The sequence below is a fragment of the Enterococcus sp. DIV0170 genome (genome assembly GCF_051710765.1).
GTDB lineage: Bacteria > Bacillota > Bacilli > Lactobacillales > Enterococcaceae > Enterococcus_A > Enterococcus_A raffinosus.
Genome location: NZ_JBIOLG010000001.1, coordinates 1,479,089 through 1,495,575 on the forward strand (window position 1 = coordinate 1,479,089; position 16,487 = coordinate 1,495,575).

18 protein-coding genes are annotated in these 16,487 nt (G+C 39.2%); 11 read left to right on the plus strand and 7 right to left on the minus strand.

What is annotated here, in order from left to right:
- The first annotated feature begins 12 nt into the window (after positions 1–12).
- The 3 genes from nagA (at position 13) to IGI50_RS07145 (ending at position 2,537) form a co-directional block, all read left to right on the plus strand.
- Positions 13–1,158, plus strand: a complete 1,146-nt coding sequence (gene nagA / locus IGI50_RS07135) for an N-acetylglucosamine-6-phosphate deacetylase (protein WP_218257203.1) — start codon at positions 13–15, stop codon at positions 1,156–1,158.
- Between the two features lie 130 nt (positions 1,159–1,288).
- The gene (locus tag IGI50_RS07140) at positions 1,289–1,987 is read left to right on the plus strand and encodes a gamma-glutamyl-gamma-aminobutyrate hydrolase family protein (protein ID WP_438776603.1); all 699 of its coding nucleotides are present in this window, start codon (positions 1,289–1,291) and stop codon (positions 1,985–1,987) included.
- A gap of 31 nt (positions 1,988–2,018) precedes the next feature.
- Positions 2,019–2,537: a nucleotidyltransferase domain-containing protein gene (locus tag IGI50_RS07145; RefSeq protein ID WP_438776604.1), complete on the plus strand. Its 519-nt coding sequence runs from the start codon at positions 2,019–2,021 to the stop codon at positions 2,535–2,537.
- 67 nt (positions 2,538–2,604) lie between these two features.
- Here IGI50_RS07145 and IGI50_RS07150 read toward each other — a convergent pair whose 3' ends face one another.
- Positions 2,605–3,048: a hypothetical protein gene (locus IGI50_RS07150; RefSeq protein WP_438776605.1), complete on the minus strand. Its 444-nt coding sequence runs from the start codon at positions 3,046–3,048 to the stop codon at positions 2,605–2,607.
- A 161-nt stretch (positions 3,049–3,209) separates the two neighbouring features.
- On the opposite strand from IGI50_RS07150, the gene IGI50_RS07155 reads away from it, so the two are divergent.
- Both IGI50_RS07155 and IGI50_RS07160 read left to right on the plus strand, forming a co-directional pair.
- Positions 3,210–3,911: an ABC transporter ATP-binding protein gene (locus tag IGI50_RS07155; protein WP_010744678.1), complete on the plus strand. Its 702-nt coding sequence runs from the start codon at positions 3,210–3,212 to the stop codon at positions 3,909–3,911.
- Positions 3,912–3,923: 12 nt separating this feature from the next.
- The gene (locus IGI50_RS07160) at positions 3,924–6,539 is read left to right on the plus strand and encodes an FtsX-like permease family protein (RefSeq protein ID WP_438776606.1); all 2,616 of its coding nucleotides are present in this window, start codon (positions 3,924–3,926) and stop codon (positions 6,537–6,539) included.
- Positions 6,540–6,557: 18 nt separating this feature from the next.
- Here the strand turns inward: IGI50_RS07160 and IGI50_RS07165 are convergent, their stop codons facing one another.
- Positions 6,558–7,154, minus strand: coding sequence for an FUSC family protein (locus IGI50_RS07165; RefSeq protein ID WP_218257209.1), 597 nt, complete (start codon positions 7,152–7,154; stop codon positions 6,558–6,560).
- 100 nt (positions 7,155–7,254) lie between these two features.
- Positions 7,255–8,211 carry a Gfo/Idh/MocA family protein gene (locus IGI50_RS07170; RefSeq protein ID WP_438776607.1) on the minus strand — a complete coding sequence of 319 codons (957 nt, stop codon included), beginning with the start codon at positions 8,209–8,211 and terminating at the stop codon, positions 7,255–7,257.
- A gap of 189 nt (positions 8,212–8,400) precedes the next feature.
- Between IGI50_RS07170 and IGI50_RS07175 the strand changes: the two genes are divergently transcribed.
- The 5 genes from IGI50_RS07175 to IGI50_RS07195 all read left to right on the plus strand — a co-directional run bounded on the left by IGI50_RS07175 (position 8,401) and on the right by IGI50_RS07195 (position 11,949).
- The gene (locus IGI50_RS07175) at positions 8,401–8,934 is read left to right on the plus strand and encodes a hypothetical protein (RefSeq protein ID WP_218257211.1); all 534 of its coding nucleotides are present in this window, start codon (positions 8,401–8,403) and stop codon (positions 8,932–8,934) included.
- A gap of 16 nt (positions 8,935–8,950) precedes the next feature.
- Positions 8,951–9,736 (plus strand): M15 family metallopeptidase, encoded by a 786-nt coding sequence (locus tag IGI50_RS07180; RefSeq protein WP_010744683.1) that lies wholly within the window; start codon positions 8,951–8,953, stop codon positions 9,734–9,736.
- A gap of 9 nt (positions 9,737–9,745) precedes the next feature.
- A complete protein-coding gene (locus IGI50_RS07185; RefSeq protein ID WP_218257212.1) occupies positions 9,746–10,360 on the plus strand; it encodes a glycoside hydrolase family 73 protein in 615 nt (204 codons plus the stop codon).
- A gap of 39 nt (positions 10,361–10,399) precedes the next feature.
- Entirely contained in the window at positions 10,400–11,086 is a 687-nt protein-coding gene (locus tag IGI50_RS07190) for a hydrolase (RefSeq protein WP_218257213.1), read from the plus strand.
- Positions 11,087–11,184: 98 nt separating this feature from the next.
- Positions 11,185–11,949 carry a C39 family peptidase gene (locus tag IGI50_RS07195; RefSeq protein ID WP_438776608.1) on the plus strand — a complete coding sequence of 255 codons (765 nt, stop codon included), beginning with the start codon at positions 11,185–11,187 and terminating at the stop codon, positions 11,947–11,949.
- A 31-nt stretch (positions 11,950–11,980) separates the two neighbouring features.
- Here the strand turns inward: IGI50_RS07195 and IGI50_RS07200 are convergent, their stop codons facing one another.
- Complete coding sequence (locus IGI50_RS07200) at positions 11,981–12,712, minus strand: HAD family hydrolase (RefSeq protein ID WP_218257344.1); 732 nt, start codon at positions 12,710–12,712, stop codon at positions 11,981–11,983.
- 215 nt (positions 12,713–12,927) lie between these two features.
- Here IGI50_RS07200 and IGI50_RS07205 point away from each other — a divergent pair, with 215 nt between their 5' ends.
- A complete protein-coding gene (locus IGI50_RS07205; RefSeq protein WP_438776609.1) occupies positions 12,928–13,419 on the plus strand; it encodes a pyridoxamine 5'-phosphate oxidase family protein in 492 nt (163 codons plus the stop codon).
- Between the two features lie 39 nt (positions 13,420–13,458).
- Here IGI50_RS07205 and IGI50_RS07210 read toward each other — a convergent pair whose 3' ends face one another.
- The 3 genes from IGI50_RS07210 to IGI50_RS07220 are packed head-to-tail and all read right to left on the minus strand — an operon-like array spanning position 13,459 to position 15,824.
- Positions 13,459–14,121, minus strand: a complete 663-nt coding sequence (locus tag IGI50_RS07210) for a hypothetical protein (protein ID WP_218257215.1) — start codon at positions 14,119–14,121, stop codon at positions 13,459–13,461.
- Positions 14,111–14,620, minus strand: a complete 510-nt coding sequence (locus IGI50_RS07215) for a nucleoside 2-deoxyribosyltransferase (protein WP_218257216.1) — start codon at positions 14,618–14,620, stop codon at positions 14,111–14,113. Before IGI50_RS07215 ends, IGI50_RS07210 begins: the two co-directional genes overlap by 11 nt.
- Positions 14,607–15,824, minus strand: coding sequence for a GNAT family N-acetyltransferase (locus IGI50_RS07220; protein ID WP_438776610.1), 1,218 nt, complete (start codon positions 15,822–15,824; stop codon positions 14,607–14,609). The genes IGI50_RS07215 and IGI50_RS07220 overlap by 14 nt, the downstream gene beginning before the upstream one ends.
- Positions 15,825–16,487 lie beyond the last annotated feature (663 nt).

Here is a 16,487-nt window from a genome sequence, read left to right on the forward strand (position 1 = left end):
GGAGAGCTCACAATGAAAACATTTATTTATGCTGACAAATTCTTTTTAAACTCTGGTGTTAAAGGCGCAGGTTATTTAGATGTCACTGATGGCATTTTTGGAACATATACGAAAGAAAAACCTGAAGGAGCAGAAATTATTGACCAAACGGGAAAATGGATTGCTCCTGGGTTAGTGGATACCCACATTCACGGATATAAAAATCATGATGTAATGGATAATGATGCCGAAGGAATTAAAGTAATGTCTGAAGGGCTGCTATCATGTGGTGTAACCAGCTTCTTACCAACTACCTTAACTTCTTCAAAAGAACGACTAAAAGATGTCGCAGAAACCATTGGTAAAGTATACCAAGAGGTTGATGGTGCGAAGATTCAAGGGATTTACTTTGAAGGTCCATTCTTTACCGAAGAACATAAGGGAGCACAAAACCCTAGCTACTTCGGTGATCCAGATTTGGACACATTCCATGAATGGCAAGAAGCGTCAGGCGGGTTGATCAAGAAAATTGCACTAGCACCTGAACGCAAAGGTGTTAGAGAATTCGTTAAAACAGTGACTGATGAAGGTGTTGTCGTATCTCTAGGCCATTCAAACGCTACTTTAGAAGAAGCACAAGAAGCCGTAGAAGCAGGAGCCAGTGTCTTTGTCCATGCCTACAACGGGATGCGTGGTCTAAACCATCGCGAACCTGGTATGGTTGGGGCTTTACTAACCTTGCAACATGTCTTTTCAGAGTTGATTTGTGATGGTCATCATGTGCATCCTCAAGCGGCTGAAGTATTAATGGAAAAAGCTGGTCATGATCATGTTGCCTTGATTACTGATTGTATGATGGCAGGCGGGATGCCTGATGGCAACTACAATCTAGGGGAATTTCCAGTAGTCGTAAAAGAAGGTACTGCTCGTCTTGAATCTGGTAATTTAGCGGGAAGTATTTTAAAACTTAAAGAAGCGATTAAAAACGTGGTTGATTGGGACATTGCAACACCGGAACAAGCGATTATGATGGCAAGTTATGTTCCAGCAGTTAGCTGTAAGATTGACGATAAATGCGGGATGATCGCTGAAGGACGCGCAGCTGACTTCATCGTATTAGAACCTACTATGGACTTAGTCGCTACGTACCTTGATGGTGTTGAACGCTATCACGCTTAATTCATTCATATAAACTTGGTCACTTTACTCGGTCATTTTGGCCGAGTTTTTTTTGTTCTTTCATTGTTAATCTGGTAAAATTTTCATCAAAAGTTATTAGTTAGAGTGAAGAACTTAGTAGGAGGAGCCTATGAAACCAACGATTGGTATAATGCCTTTATATGATAATGAAAGAAAAAGTATTTGGATGCTGCCAGGTTATCTAGAGCTAGTCGAAAAAAATGGTGGCATTCCGTTGATTTTACCGCTGACAATAGATAAAGAAACTTTAGCTTCTTTTTTTACTATTTGCGACGGCTTTCTTTTTACAGGTGGGCAGGATATAGACCCAAGTCTTTATGGAGAGAAAAAACAAGCTGTCTGTGGAGAACAATCTTTTCGTCGTGATGAAATGGAGTGTTTCCTTATGAAAGAAGCCATAGCTAAAAAGAAGCCAATTTTAGCAATTTGTCGAGGCGCTCAGTTGTTAAATGTTTTATTCGGAGGGACGCTTTATCAGGACTTGACGAATGACCATCCGACAGTTGTTAATCATCAGATGGTTGTTCCTTATGCGAGGGAGCAACACAAAGTATCTCTAATTGAGGGCGGGATGCTTCATCGCATCTGGCAACGGTCAAGGTTGGGCGTAAACAGCTATCATCATCAAGCAATCAAAGATTTAGGCGAAGGCCTTGAAGTCACCGCCGTTTCGACAGATGGGGTGATTGAAGGAATTTCGTTAAAAGAGGCAGCATTTGTTAACGGGGTGCAATGGCATCCAGAATTTTTCAATGCATCTACACCGGAAAATCAAGCTTTAATGGCAGCATTCTATTCAGCATGTTAAAGTTGCTTGAGAAAAAAGTAGGAGGGAAAAAATGGCATCGGATAAAGAAGAGCTTTCTATCGCAGACAAAGACAGTTTTCTTATGATTGTTGATTTGTTAAACGAGATGGGTATTCGTTACTGGATCGAAGGGGAATGGGGCATTGATGTACTTATTGGTAAACAAACAAGGCCCCATAGAGACATAGATGTTGATTTTGATGCTGACCAAGAGGAGCTGCTAGTGCAAAAGTTGATTGATTTAGGATATGAACAAATAATGGATCAACGACCAGTGCGTGCAGAGCTTTATCATCCAAACTATGGCTATATTGATATTCACCCATTTATTATCAGCAAATCGGGAACAATGAAGCAAGCAAATCCAGAGGGTGGTTTCTTTGAATTAGCCTCAGAGTGGTTCTCACAAGGGACTTTCGAAGATCGTTTGATTCCATGTGTCTCAGTTGAAGGACAGAGACTTTTTCACACCGGCTATGAGCTTAGAGACGTAGATTATGCGGATTTAAAACAGCTAAACGCTGCTTTTCCTCTAGCCGAAGAAGAATGATAAATAAATCTAGCTTCTTAGTCACTCAAGATATTAGGATTTTTCAAGGACAGCTTACAAAAAAGAATTATTCTTCCGCTAAATACCTATCGATTTCTTGTTGGGTCAGTCTTCTTATTTCAGTACCGGAAAATGCTTTAAAGTGAGTTTGGCGATAGAGCGCCTGCTTATTCTCGGTATATTTTTTCTTATGGTTGGCTAAATAGGTGGTGTAGCTCTCATCATCTAAAAAGATTTTATAGGATTTTCGTTTGGATTCACTGATCACTTCGTAAATTCCACAAGGAGCTTGCTGCAGATAATCAGCCGCTCGTAAATACAATTTTGCAATCTCTAGACTTTTAAATGGAAAATCTATTCTGCGTAATTGACGCTTCGGGTCCTTTTGCAGACAAATACACCTGCCGCAAGTACCACAAATATACTGTTCATGTTTTTCTAAGCATTCTCTTTTTCCGAGTATCGGTGTTGCACGATTATTCGCTGAATAGCATTCGATACATTCCTTCATGTTGACGCCTCCTTTTCTCTATTATCTATTCAAAAACTGTCATTTTCAATCACTAAAAAATTTAAGAGGCTGACGATATCTATCGTTGGCTTTTTTTCTCGCTATGTTAAACTAAAAAGAAAAAAGTTTTTCAATCAGCTTTGTCAGTAAGGGGAGATAGAATGGCTTATATAGATGTAATTGATGAGAGCAAACATTATAAAATGGGTGAAACAGTTATTAAAGCAAATGAGAAAATCAATTTTTCAATTGAAAAAGGCGAAGTAGCGGTGATTCTCGGACCAAGTGGTGCAGGGAAGTCTACGGTGTTAAATATTTTAGGCGGCATGGATAGCTGTGATGAGGGAAAAGTGGTGGTAGATGGCACAAATATTGCGGCTTTCAGTGATAAGGAATTAACCACTTACCGCCGAAATGATGTTGGTTTTGTTTTTCAATTTTATAATTTGGTTCCCAATTTAACAGCAAAAGAAAACGTTGAACTAGCTTCTCAAATCGTAGCCGACGCGATGGAGCCTGAAGCTGTGCTACGATCTGTGGGCTTGGGAGAACGGATGGATAACTTTCCTGCCCAATTATCTGGTGGGGAACAACAACGGGTTACAATTGCTCGAGCACTAGCCAAAAGACCAAAACTACTTTTATGTGATGAACCAACCGGCGCATTGGATTTTGAAACTGGGAAGCAAATTTTGAAAATATTGCAGGATACTGCACGTGAAAACGGTACAACGGTCGTAATCATCACACATAATTCGGCAATCGCACCAATGGCTGATCGAGTGATTCGAATCAATGACGCTAGGGTTCGAAGTGAAGAACTGAATGAACAGCCTCAGTCGATTGAAGATATTCAGTGGTAAGAGGTGATGATTATGAGGAAAGCGATACGACGTTCCAATTGGCGTGAGATTGGACAATCTAAAACGCGTTTTTTTTCAATTTTAGGGATTATTTTCTTAGGTGTCGCTTTTTATGTTGGGCTACGTGCTACAGGGCCAGACATGCTGAAGACAGCCGCTAACTATTATAAAAAGCAGAACTTGGCCGATACACGTATCGTCTCTTCAATGGGATTGACAGATAAGGATATTAATTTATTACAAGGAATAAAAGGCACGACCATAGAGGGGCGTTATTTTCAAGATATTAATCTCAGCCAAGAAAACCAGGTTTTTCGAATTTTTAGCTATGACTCTAAGCAAACGTTGAATCGTTTAGTAGTGACAGAAGGCCGTTTACCTAGAAAAGCAGATGAAATTGTATTAGATGATTTTGCGAAAGAAAAAGGCTACGAGCTTAATAAGACATTCAATCTTTCTGCAGATGATCCATCTAACGCCTTTAAACGACAGGAATATACTGTTGTCGGTTTTGTTAAAAGTCCAGAGTTTATTGAGAATATCTCACGTGGAAACACAACAGTCGGAAAAGGGTCGATCGATTGTTTTGCCTTTATTTTGCCAGAAAACTTTACTCAACCAGTATTCTCAGAAGCGCTAGTCGCCTTTACGGATCTAAAAAATCAATCGGCTTACTCAAAGCAGTATGAGAAGCGATTCAAATCAGAACAAAAGAGATTAAAAGAGCAGCTGAAACCAATTGCCACATCTAGTTTGAAGGAGAGAAAGAACCAGCAGCAAAAGCTGTTAGATCAAGAAAAGGAAAACTTTCAAACACAAACAGGCATTAACATAGAGGAGCTATCACCGGAACAAGTCTTGGTATTGACCAGAATAAATCCTGAGCTGCCAAAGCAGTTGGACACGCTGGAGAAACAACAGCAAAGAATCGACTCCTTGCCTGCACCTGAGTACCATCTATTTGCTCGTTCTGATAATCCGGGATATAGCGAATATGAAGACAATGCCCAGCGCATTTCATCGTTAGCTTCGGTATTTCCTTGGATCTTCTTTTTAATTGCTGCTTTGGTCACACTGACGACAATGACTAGAATGGTAGAGGAAAAGCGAAATGAATTGGGGACATTTAAGGCGTTAGGGTACCGAAACGGAGAAATCGCAGAAAAATATCTGCTTTATGCTTTGTTGGCTGGAGGATTGGGTACACTGTTAGGACTGGGGATCGGTTTTTATGTATTGCCGAAAATTATCTTTAATGCCTATGGGCAGCTGTACAATTTGGAAAATGTAGTAACCCCCTGGTACTTAGAGTATACATTGATTGCTTTTGCCGTCGCTTTGGCTTGTTCAGTAGGATCGGCATGGATCGTTTTACGATATGATTTGAAGGCCACTCCTGCAATTTTAATGCAGCCCAAAGCGCCTAAAAAGGGGAAAAGAATCTTTTTAGAGCGTGTAAAATTCATTTGGCGTCGACTCTCCTTTAGTCAAAAGGTTACTTTACGTAATTTATTTCGTTATAAGCAGCGAATGCTCATGACCGTAATAGGAATTGCTGGCTGTATGTCGATGATTATTACGGGATTTGGTTTACGGGATTCAATCGGCGATATTGTTACACTGCAATTTGACAAGCTGTGGCATTATCAAGGGACCACGGTCTTTAAAGAGGAACCTTCAGCATCAGAAGAACAGAGTTATGTCAAACAGCTAGAAACTTTCTCTGATTTTCAAGATCATCTATTTGTTTCATTAGAAACGTTTACTGCGCAAAAAGAGGGTGTCTCAAAACAAGAAATCAGTCTATCCGTCCCTAAAGAAAAGCAGCAGCTTTCAAATTTTGTGTCTTTTAGGGAACGAAAAACGGGAAAGAACGACGCCCTTACAGACAATGGAGTCATTATTAATGAGAAGCTTGCCAAACTGTTTGAGATAAAAAAGGGGACTACTTTAACGATTCAATCTATTGCGGGAAAAGAATATACGGTGAAAGTAGCTGCGATAGCCGAAAACTATGTGGGACACTTTATTTATATGACACCAACGTATTATGAAAAAGTTTTTGCCAAGAAGCCGGTATATAATACGGATCTTTTATTGTTTACTAAAAATCCTGGTCAACAGGAAGAAGACCAGATGGCGAAGAAGTTAATGGAGCGTTCAGAAATCGCCAATGTAAGCTTCATGTCCAAATCTCGTGATACGCTGAAGGATACAGTGAAAAGTCTAAATATCATCATGTGGGTATTGATTGTATCAGCCGGGTTATTGGCATTTATCGTTCTCTATAATTTGACGAATATCAATGTTTCAGAGCGTATTCGTGAATTATCGACGATCAAGGTCTTGGGATTTTACGATAATGAAGTTGTTCGGTACGTTTATCGTGAAAATATTTTGCTGACGTTCATGGGGATTGTTTTTGGCTCATTGCTGGGAAAAATCGAACATGGCTATATTTTGCAGACAGTTGAATTGGACATGACGATGTTTTCGCCGGACATTCAACCGTTGAGTTACATTTACGCGAGTTTGATTACACTATTTTTCACATTAGTGGTAGGCGTAATCATGTACTTCCGATTAAAGAAAATCGATATGATCGAAGCATTGAAGGCAAATGACTAGTATAATAAAAGATCAGTCTCATTTTTGTTGAGACTGATCTTTTATTTGTTTGCGAACGTCATAGAGCATCTTATTTAAATCGGCTTCTTTCTTTCTCAGCTCCACGAGGTCTTCTTTGATTTGTTTTTCCTTTTCATCTGTTTGAGGTGTGATCGCTCCGTTTAGAGAGATCCCAATGATCGTTCCAATAAAAGTATCTAATACACGATTCAACGCATAGATAAACGATTCTCCTTGAGGAATACTCAAAGCAATCAGAAGCATCGTAGCGATCGCTGAAATAATTCCTGAATTATTATTGAGCCCATCCGAGATTACGATGACTAAAATCACCAGTAGGGGGAGTAAAAATAATTCAACATAAAAATCATTTTTAAAAAAAGCTTGGACATAATAAAAAATCAATGCCAATAAACCGCCGAGTGAATTTCCTAGTACCCGCGAACGACCGAAGGAAATGCTTGTAGTCAAATCCTGTCGCAAGGAGAAAACCGCGGCCAAAGCAGCGATCAATGGTGATCCGCGGTCGGTCACATGGAACAAAAGAATACACAGCATAACCGCTAAAGCAGTTTTTATCGTTCGCATACCTAAACGAAAGCGACCAATTTGCACGTTTTATCCCTCTTTCTTCTCTTTATATAGAATAGTTTAGCGGAAGTTTGACAAAAAAACAAAAGGCATCGTCTAAGCAATACCTTTTGTTGGAAGAAAATTATTTTTGCTGCCACTTTTGCTGCATCTGATCCAAAATATCGATAACATCCTTCGTAAAGAAGAGGGATTTATTCGGAAGATCACCGTTGATCATGTTTACCATGTTTTCAATTTCGTAGTTCATGGCATTTCCTGTAAAGCCAGATTCAATCAATTCTTTTGTTCCGTCATTAAAAACGAGCTCTGCCTTATCAGCTCGTGGATATTCATTCACGGTTAAATAGGCATTTTCAAAAGCAACAATCCCTTTTTTAGGCATTTTCGCTTGGAAGGTCAGGCTAATTGTCGCTAACTCATTTTTTTGGTTTTGCAGGATCGTCACGGATTGTTCGTCCACTCCTGTTGAAAAGGGAATCATCGTTGAAGCGATCACCTCTGGTTGTTCTGATAAGAACCAGCGAGCAAAGGATACAGCGTAGGTGCCGATATCCAGCAACGCGCCGCCAGCCAAATCGGGATTGAAGAAACGATTGGTGGGGTCTGGTTCTTTGTAGCTGCCAAAGGGGGCTTGGATCATTTTTAGTTTCCCTAATCGTCCACTATCCATCAATGCGTGAAGCTCTTGATATAAGGGCATGTTAAAGATGGTCATCGCTTCCGCTAAGATCACGTGCTGTTGTTCAGCCAATTCGATGGCTTCTTGTAATTCCTGTAAATTCATGGTGATCGCTTTCTCACAAAGGACATGCTTCTTCGCTTTCAGAGCTTGTATAATGTGTTGATAATGTTGGCGATTTGGTACCGCGATATATATAATAGAAATATCATCATCTGCTAACAATTCTTCGTAGCTGCCATAAGCTTTAGGCAAATCGTATTGTTTCGCAAATTCTTCGGCTTTTTCTAAAGTACGTGAGGCACAGGCAGTTAATTTACTGGTCGTTTGGTTAAAGTTTTCAGCGAAATCATGAGCGATGCCGCCAAGTCCAATGATTCCCCATTGTAAGTCAGTCATAATGCTCCTCCTAGTATTCGTTTGAGCTTTGAGCTTTTAATTTCGGTTTTATTGAAAATTAAAAAAAATCGAAATAAGCGTCAAGCTTTGTTCAAAGTATAGCAGTAAATATTAAAATATTTCAATCCATTTGCCAAAGGACTGTATTTTTTCTAAAAATTCAGTAGAATAAGAGAGGAGGGATTTTTCGTGAATCAAATTTATTTGGATTTAGTGATGAGTGCAATTTTTGAACAATTTCATAGCGAACAAGATTTTTATCAGGATTATTTAGGCGTCAATGAGGTTCAATGGCAGCAATGGAAAGCGGGACAGAATAATCTATCTCCCGAGGCGAATCAAAAGATTAAAAATCTTTTTAGTGATTACGAATGGATGTTAAGTCAAAAGGTCATTCGACAAACCTTTTTGTTCCCCGAAAAACGTCCAACTGCAGTTGCAGAATATCGTGAAATGAAAACGATCGTTGCACAGAAATGGATTGCCAGCGGATTAGCCCAAGTGGAGATGATTCCGTTTAAAAATAAAAATGAAGAAGAGAACCATGATTTTATCGACTTGCGCGTAACGATTGATTATGATAATTGGGGTTATAGTGATATACTAAGCTTTCGTTTACCCGCTCATATTCAAAATCAAATTGCCAGTGCACATAAGAAAACCGCACTGCTGGATTGGGTCAATGAGAACTTAACGGAAACCTATACGTCATTGGACGATTAACGAGAGGATTTTTACATTGAAAAAAACAGTAGGACTACTTTCAGTCATTATTATGTTTGGAATGACCGCCTATTCGCTTTTTTATAGTGCACCTGCAGAAACGGATGCGAAAAAAGCGACAGCCACGACTTACTCATTCGAAAAAAAGACGACATCGTCAAAAAAGAAAAATGCTGTGCAAAAAGCATTGCCTGATTCGAATGCAAAGGACTGGAATCTTGTCTTGGTAGGTCCTAAAAACAAAATTGAAAATGAAGTCGCTGAAAGTCAGTTAGCTACACTGTCAGATAATAGTCATCAAGTCGACAGTCGGATCGCCGCAGATTACGAAGACTTTTCCGAAGCTGCAACGAAAGCTGGTTTTCCCTTAGTCATTATCTCTGCTTTCCGATCGGTAGAATCTCAAAAAGAAGTATTTGATACGAATGTGAATGGCTTAGTGAGTGGAAATGGAATGACCGAAGAAGAGGCAATTGCTAAAACTAAGGAAACCATCACAGAACCTGGCTATAGTGAGCATCATACAGGACTGGCTGTCGATATCGTTGATCAAGATTGGTACAATACCTATCAAACACAGGTACTGGATGCTTCCTATGGGGATCAGCCAGGAGCTAAATGGATCGCTGAAAATGCACCAAAATATGGTTTTATCATTCGTTATCCAAAGGATCGGCAAGATATTACCGGCATTACTTATGAACCTTGGCATATTCGCTATGTTGGTAAGGAAAATGCAGAGTATATCACTAAGCACGACCTAACTTTGGAAGAGTTTTTGAAACAGTTGTCAGCCAAGTAAGGAGCTACTATGCCTAAAAAAACCTACAAAAAACGAAAGACCAAAACTTCGATCCCGCTAATTTTTGCGGGAATCTTAGTTATTGGGTTAGCTTTCGTTTTTTCTTTACATACATTATCTGATTTTGGGGTTGAGAAAGAGCAACAGGAAGAAACTTTGTCCCGTCAGGATTTCATTGATCAGTTGGTCCCACATGCGAAAGAGCTGCAGCAGGGATATGGTGTTTTGCCTAGTATTATTTTAGGTCAAGCCATTCTAGAGTCCAATTGGGGGCAATCTCAGCTTGCCAGTCAATATAAAAATCTTTTTGGGATCAAAGCATCAGGGAATCAACCAAAAGTCAGTTTAGAAACAAAAGAATATGTGAATGAGCAATGGATCACCATTCAAGGAGAATTCAAGGTGTATAATTCTTGGAATGAATCCTTAGATGATCATACGATGCTTTTTGTTAACGGAACGAATTGGGATCCCAAACTTTATGCCGGTGTACTGACGGCTACGGATTATCGCCAAGCCGCTCAGGCGCTTCAATCTGCCGGCTATGCGACCGATCCAGATTATGCGAGTAAGATTATCAGTGTCATCGAAACATATAACTTGGAGCAGTACGATCATTCATAGTAAAATTAACTTATGAAGTTGATTGGGAGATGAGTTTGAATGGCAGATAAATATGTACCTGAAATTATGACTGAATTACGTCAAGATATCGTTCGTGTACCGAAAGTAATTAAAAATGCGTCAGGGATCAGTATCTTTGGCAAATTGATTCGTTCGATCATTTTTACGACAGATATCGCGATTATTCGAAACACGGATGCGGATGCAGTAATTGCTGTTTATCCTTTTACGCCGCATCCAGCAATAACGAAAAGTATTATTGAAGCAGCGGATATCCCCGTGTTTTCTGGTGTTGCGGGTGGACTGACTCATGGAGCACGCTCCGCCTACATGGGAATGTTTGCGGAATCACAAGGAAGCTTAGGTGTGGTAGTCAATGGACCGACACCGGTGGAAACGATTCAAGCAATTTATGACGTTGTGGATGTTCCGGTAATCGCTACGGTCACTTCAAAGTATTCTAAAATTGAAGAAAAGCTTGCTGCTGGGGTGGAGATTATTAATATCAGCGCTGGTAAAGGTACTGTAGAAGCTGTTAAGCATTTCAGAAAAACTTATCCAGAACTGCCAATTATTGCGACTGGTGGTCCAGATGAGGAAACGATCGAAGCAACGATTGAAGCGGGGGCCAATGCGATCACTTACACGCCACCTTCAAACGGTGTATTGTTCAGTAAAAAGATGGAAAAATACCGTAAGATGGAATACGATGAAGATCATCAATAAAAAAGTTGTCAAAAACTAGGAATGGTTTTTGACAACTTTTTTTAGTTTCATTTAAGCTCGTTTCGAGATACTTACTTCAAGAGAAATAAAAGAGTGAGGTGAGTAAGATCAAACGCTTATTTAAATGGATATGCCTTCTATGTATTCTTCTGTCTGGATGCTTGTTCTTCTTTTATCAGGATAAGCAATCACAAGCAGACAGTAGCGACGTACAAAAGACAGCGCCATCAGAAATTTTACTTGCTGATAATCAAAGTACGACCAAATCATTGATCGACGTTCCTTTAGAAAACCAAAATACAGGCAGTATTCCTTTGGAAAATGGCTGTGAAATCACAGCATTATCCATGTTGTTGAATTTTTACGATTACGATACGGATAAGAACGAACTGGCAGACTTGTTGAACTATGTCCCTGTCTATGAAAATGAAGCAGAAGACATTCGAGGCAATCCTCACGAAGGGTTTGTGGGAAATATCTATGAAGGCTACGACGCAATGGGTGTAGCGGTGGAACCAATTGCTCAAGTAGCAGAGGAAATCGTTGGAACGAATCAGGAAGTTGTTGCTAGCAGTGACACGTCTTTTTCTGAATTAGTAAACCTTATTCAAGCGGGCACTCCTGTTTGGGTAGTCACAACAGTTGACTTTGAGGTACCAACAGCCAGTGACTTTATGACATGGCAGACGATTAGCGGTGAGGTGCGTGTTTCCCCTTTATGTCATGCGGTTGTTGTTACCGGAGTAGATGAAGATCATGTGTACGTGAATGATCCCTATGGTTATAAAAATCGAATTGTTGACCGACAGGACTTTGAAAAAACTTATCAAAGAATGGGTAGTCAATCGCTTTACTTAAGTTAAATGAAGGCACGGAAATCATCCGTGCCTTTTTCTATGCAAAAATGTGTTGGAATGTTGGTAACAATTGATCGAAAGAAGTTAATTCAATATCGTGAATTTGCGATGTTCCCTTTGGTAATTGGCGGTTGCGATGGTTTAGCCAAAGAGATTGCCAACCCGCACGCTTTGATCCAATGACATCGTTATTAAAATTATCCCCCACATATAAAGAGCATTCAGGGTTTAAGTCAAATTGTTTTTTCCCTAACTCAAATATTTCCACGTCAGGTTTTTCGTAACCCGTCGCTTGAGAAATGATGATATTGTCTTCGTTTACCCAATTTAATAGTCCTAGCTGTAAAATCTTTTTGTATTGATGATCCGTTGGGCCATTCGTAATGATGCTGATGGGGACTTTTTTATTTTTCAAATAATCGAGAGTTTTTTCCACTTCTTGATGCATGGTAATCGCGTCAAGTTCAGCTTCATAGACTTCTTGGAACATAAGTGCTTCCTCCTCTGTAATATGAGGATAATCCAAATCTTTCAGGGATTGGCTAATTCGATGAGACCGCATATATTCCAGTGACCATTCTTGTGTGATAACCTTGTTAAAGTTTGCGTCACTGTGTACACGGAAACGAGTGTAAAGGGGAAGCATATCCTCATCACTTACTAAAGGAAATAATTTTTGGACCGCCTTGCGAAATGGTTCTTGTTGATCGTAAATAGTATCATCGATATCAAATACGACAGTTTCAATCAAAATCGACACGCCTTTCATTTTCAGCAAATTTTCAAATAATTACAGTAGCTATTTTAGTACAAAAAATCACACAAAAAAAGAGGAAAATCGTTGATTAGAAAAGGTTTTTCCTACTAAAAAAGACAAACCCCAGTCTATCAATTTTCAGTTTTTTTAACTAAAAAAAAGATTTCTTTTTATTTTCTAATCTATTATGATTAGACTAAAGAAATGGAAAAGGTGGAGGGCTGATTATGCGCAGAAAAAAAAGACAAGTAACCGATAGGACTTCAATCCAAAATTTAGTAGAAGAAGCGCAGGTTGTGCGAATTGCGTTGAACGGAGAGGACTATCCATATGTTGTACCGGTTAACTATGGTTATGAGTGGGAGGACGATCAACTAACACTTTTTGTTCATGGTGCTACTGAAGGGAAAAAGGTGTCGATGATTAAGAATGACCCCAGAGTAGCTGTTGAGCTTGATGGGAATCATAGCCTTGTGGAAGGAACCATGAATGCAGCGACCTATTCCTATGCTTATCAAAGCTTGATAGGCTTTGGTAAAGCAGAAATAGTGGAGGATTTGGAAGAGAAAAGAAAAGCCTTGCATGTTTTAATGGATCATGCCGCAAAGGGAGCAGCTTTCGACGAGATTCCAGAGAGCATGCTCAAACGAACTGGAATTATCAAAATAGTGCTAGATTCCTATACGATGAAAGAGAACGTTCATCCAGATGAAAAGTAGAAAAGGTTCAAAACCGATAGTGCTCGGTTTTGAACCTTTTTATTTACTAATTTTCTTTAAGCGATATTCTTCAAAATAAGCCGCCTTGCCGCGACTTTGAATCCTCGCATAGATACCCATGAGAACCGCACCAATCGTATTGGTTAAAAGATCCCCCATCGTATCCATCAAAGCAGCTCGGCCAACCAATAGTTCGCCTGCAGAAGTTGCGTACCGCTGAAGATTCATGTCAGCTACAGTATCGCAGAGAAATTCCCAAAACTCCCAGAAGACGCCACAAACACCGGCAAAGGCAAAACCAAACAGCAAGAACAACCAAGGAGAAGTTTTACTGATGTCCGCATCCTTCATAAAGAAACCCAGCAGTCCATAGCCCATCGCGGTTAAGACCATTGGACTAACCGTATGCAAAATTTTATCCCAGAAAGAAATGATGGAAATCATGTGCAGCGATGTTCCTAGAAAGACCGAGATCACTAAAAAGAACCAATAGAAATAAATGATTTTCTCAGGTAAAACAATTTTAAAAAGCTTTTCTATTATTTCAGGTAAAAAGATCAGTGCAATCCCTGCTAAACATTCAATGACAAAAATGACTCCTTGTTTCGTGGAGTATTTACCAATAACAAATTCAAAAATATTATAAATAAGACAAAGGGTACCGAATATTAATAAAGCCAGCCGATATTTTTTATAAGTCACGGAAATCACTACCTTCTAAATAAGATTTGATGGCTTCTAATAGAGCCTCTTCGTTGCTAACGATTGTACCGTTTAATTTAATCAAGCCCACTGTATAGAGATTTAAATAATGAAATTGATTCTCTGCTGGCGTTCTTAGCGCGTCAATTTTTTGCTGATTGTCCGCGCCTTGTTGCCGAGAATCCGTATATAAAGCAATCACAGGAATTCCTTTTGTATAAGCGACACCAATTTCTGAAGCGACACCCGCATCAATTGTTAAGCCATCTAATAACGCCACCATCAGATCACTTTTTAATACTTCATCAGTATCAGCTAGAGCGATCATTTTGCTGTCCGCATAAGCCGATTTGTCATTGATTCCTTCGTTTTCTTGTGGCAAATAAATGGTCAGGTTGTCATCAAGCTCTCGGATTTTTTTAACTAAATATTGATTATAAAATAGGTCACTTTGCGCAAATAAAGGTGCAGCAAAATAAATATGTTTAGAAGTAGTCACTAAAATAAGCCTCCATATCTGGTATTGTTGATTCTAATAATTCAATCGCCTTTTTGTCGGCATCCAGCCGTTCGATCCGTGCAAGGTAAGCAGCACGACGGTAATTCATCAGCATGCAAGTTAATGTTTGAATGTTCAAACGAACTCGCTTGCCTTTCGGTTCATTTGAAAGATGCAATTTGCCATCCTCATCCCAGCTAAGAGCGAATACCCCATTGTTCCATTCCGCAATCGGATCATCGACGACAAAATAGAAGGGCTCTACTGGTTTTTCAAAAGGATATTCCAACAAGAATTCCTTCACATCAACAATTCGCGCCATGAAGAAAGGTGCAATCGTTTCTGTTATTTCGCTATCATCGAGTAAGAAGGAGAGAGGTTCATTTTTGAAAATATCTCCCTTTACCCAGTAGACCATGGAGAAGTGAGCGCTGATAAAATTCCACAGACCGTTTCGTGCTTCTTGATTCAAATAAAACATTTCTTTAATATGGAAAACTTCATCTGAGATCCAGTAAAAAAGTACCCCTGTCGGTTTTTTATCCGCATCATAATAAATCGCAGCGATCCGTTCTTCCTCATTTTCGAAACGCCAATATTTTTCCCAGTTAAGCTCTTTGCGAATCATTGCCCCGTGGTTGTTTAAAGCAAACTCGTGGTACACCTGATAAACATCTGGATCATTGACTTCCTTGCGTTCAACGATACCTGGCAGATCGACTTGTTTCGGTAATTGAGTATCCTTGATTTTGAAGCTGAGTTTGTCCGACATAATTTCCCAGCCCTTGCGACGGTAATAGGGAATATTGTATGGATACAAGTAGGAGATCCATTGGCGGTCTTCCCGCATTTGGATCAAGGCCTTTTCGATCAAATCCTTCATCAATCCATGATTGGCATATTCAGGATACGTCCCGACCCCAGTCACGCCACCCATTTGAAACAATTTTCCGTGAATATTAACTTCACAGGGATAAATAGCGATCTGAGAAATCAAGTTTTCATCGTGGAACCAGCCAAAAACCTTTGATTGTTCCAATACAGGCTTCTTCGCTCGAACCATTTCCCGTTTATTTTCATAGCCGCTGTTTTCAATATCACTTTCGGTTACTTGAAAAACATAGCTGAGTAATTCATCGTACTGCGCTAAATGTTCTTCACCAACTGGCTTCAAGACTAAGTTTTTCTTAAAGTCACTATCCATTCTTTCATCTCCTAGTTCCTATTAATGTAATTATTTTTCTGAGGAAAAATAAATCTGATGTTCACCACGTATGTCATTCTACTAGCATGCTAAAGCATGAAGTAGAACTGAAATCCTAGTTCCTATTAATGTAATTATTTTTCTGAGGAAAAATAAATTTGATATTCACCACGTATGTCATTCTACTAGCATGCTAAAGCATGAAGTAGAACTGAAATCCTAGTTCCTATTAATGTAATTATTTTTCTGAGGAAAAATAAATCTGATATTCACCACGTATGTCATTCTACTAGCATGCTAAAGCATGAAGTAGAACTGAAATCCTAGTTCCTATTAATGTAATTATTTTTCTGAGGAAAAATAAATCTGATGTTCACCACGTATGTCATTCTACTAACATGCTAAAGCATGAAGTAGAACTGAAATCCTAGTTCCTATTAATGTAATTATTTTTCTGAGGAAAAATAAATCTGATATTCATCACGTATGTCATTCTACTAGCATGCTAAAGCATGAAGTAGAATTGAATGCTGATTTTGGATTACATCCTAAGTATAGCAAAAGCAGGATTATTTTTCTCTTACCGACTTTGAGAAATAGGGGAAAAGACTTTTTTTCTACTAGAAACGTTGGTATAATTGACAGTGCTGATTAAAAGAAATG

Excerpts from the sequence above, each read along its gene's own strand:
- nagA (WP_218257203.1), top strand. The coding sequence starts at position 13 with ATGAAAACATTTATTTATGCTGACAAATTCTTTTTAAACTCTGGTGTT.
- IGI50_RS07140 (WP_438776603.1), top strand. The coding sequence starts at position 1,289 with ATGAAACCAACGATTGGTATAATGCCTTTATATGATAATGAAAGAAAA.
- IGI50_RS07145 (WP_438776604.1), top strand. The coding sequence starts at position 2,019 with ATGGCATCGGATAAAGAAGAGCTTTCTATCGCAGACAAAGACAGTTTT.
- IGI50_RS07150 (WP_438776605.1), bottom strand. The coding sequence starts at position 3,048 with ATGAAGGAATGTATCGAATGCTATTCAGCGAATAATCGTGCAACACCG.
- IGI50_RS07155 (WP_010744678.1), top strand. The coding sequence starts at position 3,210 with ATGGCTTATATAGATGTAATTGATGAGAGCAAACATTATAAAATGGGT.
- IGI50_RS07160 (WP_438776606.1), top strand. The coding sequence starts at position 3,924 with ATGAGGAAAGCGATACGACGTTCCAATTGGCGTGAGATTGGACAATCT.
- IGI50_RS07170 (WP_438776607.1), bottom strand. The coding sequence starts at position 8,211 with ATGACTGACTTACAATGGGGAATCATTGGACTTGGCGGCATCGCTCAT.
- IGI50_RS07185 (WP_218257212.1), top strand. The coding sequence starts at position 9,746 with ATGCCTAAAAAAACCTACAAAAAACGAAAGACCAAAACTTCGATCCCG.
- IGI50_RS07190 (WP_218257213.1), top strand. The coding sequence starts at position 10,400 with ATGGCAGATAAATATGTACCTGAAATTATGACTGAATTACGTCAAGAT.
- IGI50_RS07200 (WP_218257344.1), bottom strand. The coding sequence starts at position 12,712 with ATGAAAGGCGTGTCGATTTTGATTGAAACTGTCGTATTTGATATCGAT.
- IGI50_RS07205 (WP_438776609.1), top strand. The coding sequence starts at position 12,928 with ATGCGCAGAAAAAAAAGACAAGTAACCGATAGGACTTCAATCCAAAAT.
- IGI50_RS07220 (WP_438776610.1), bottom strand. The coding sequence starts at position 15,824 with ATGGATAGTGACTTTAAGAAAAACTTAGTCTTGAAGCCAGTTGGTGAA.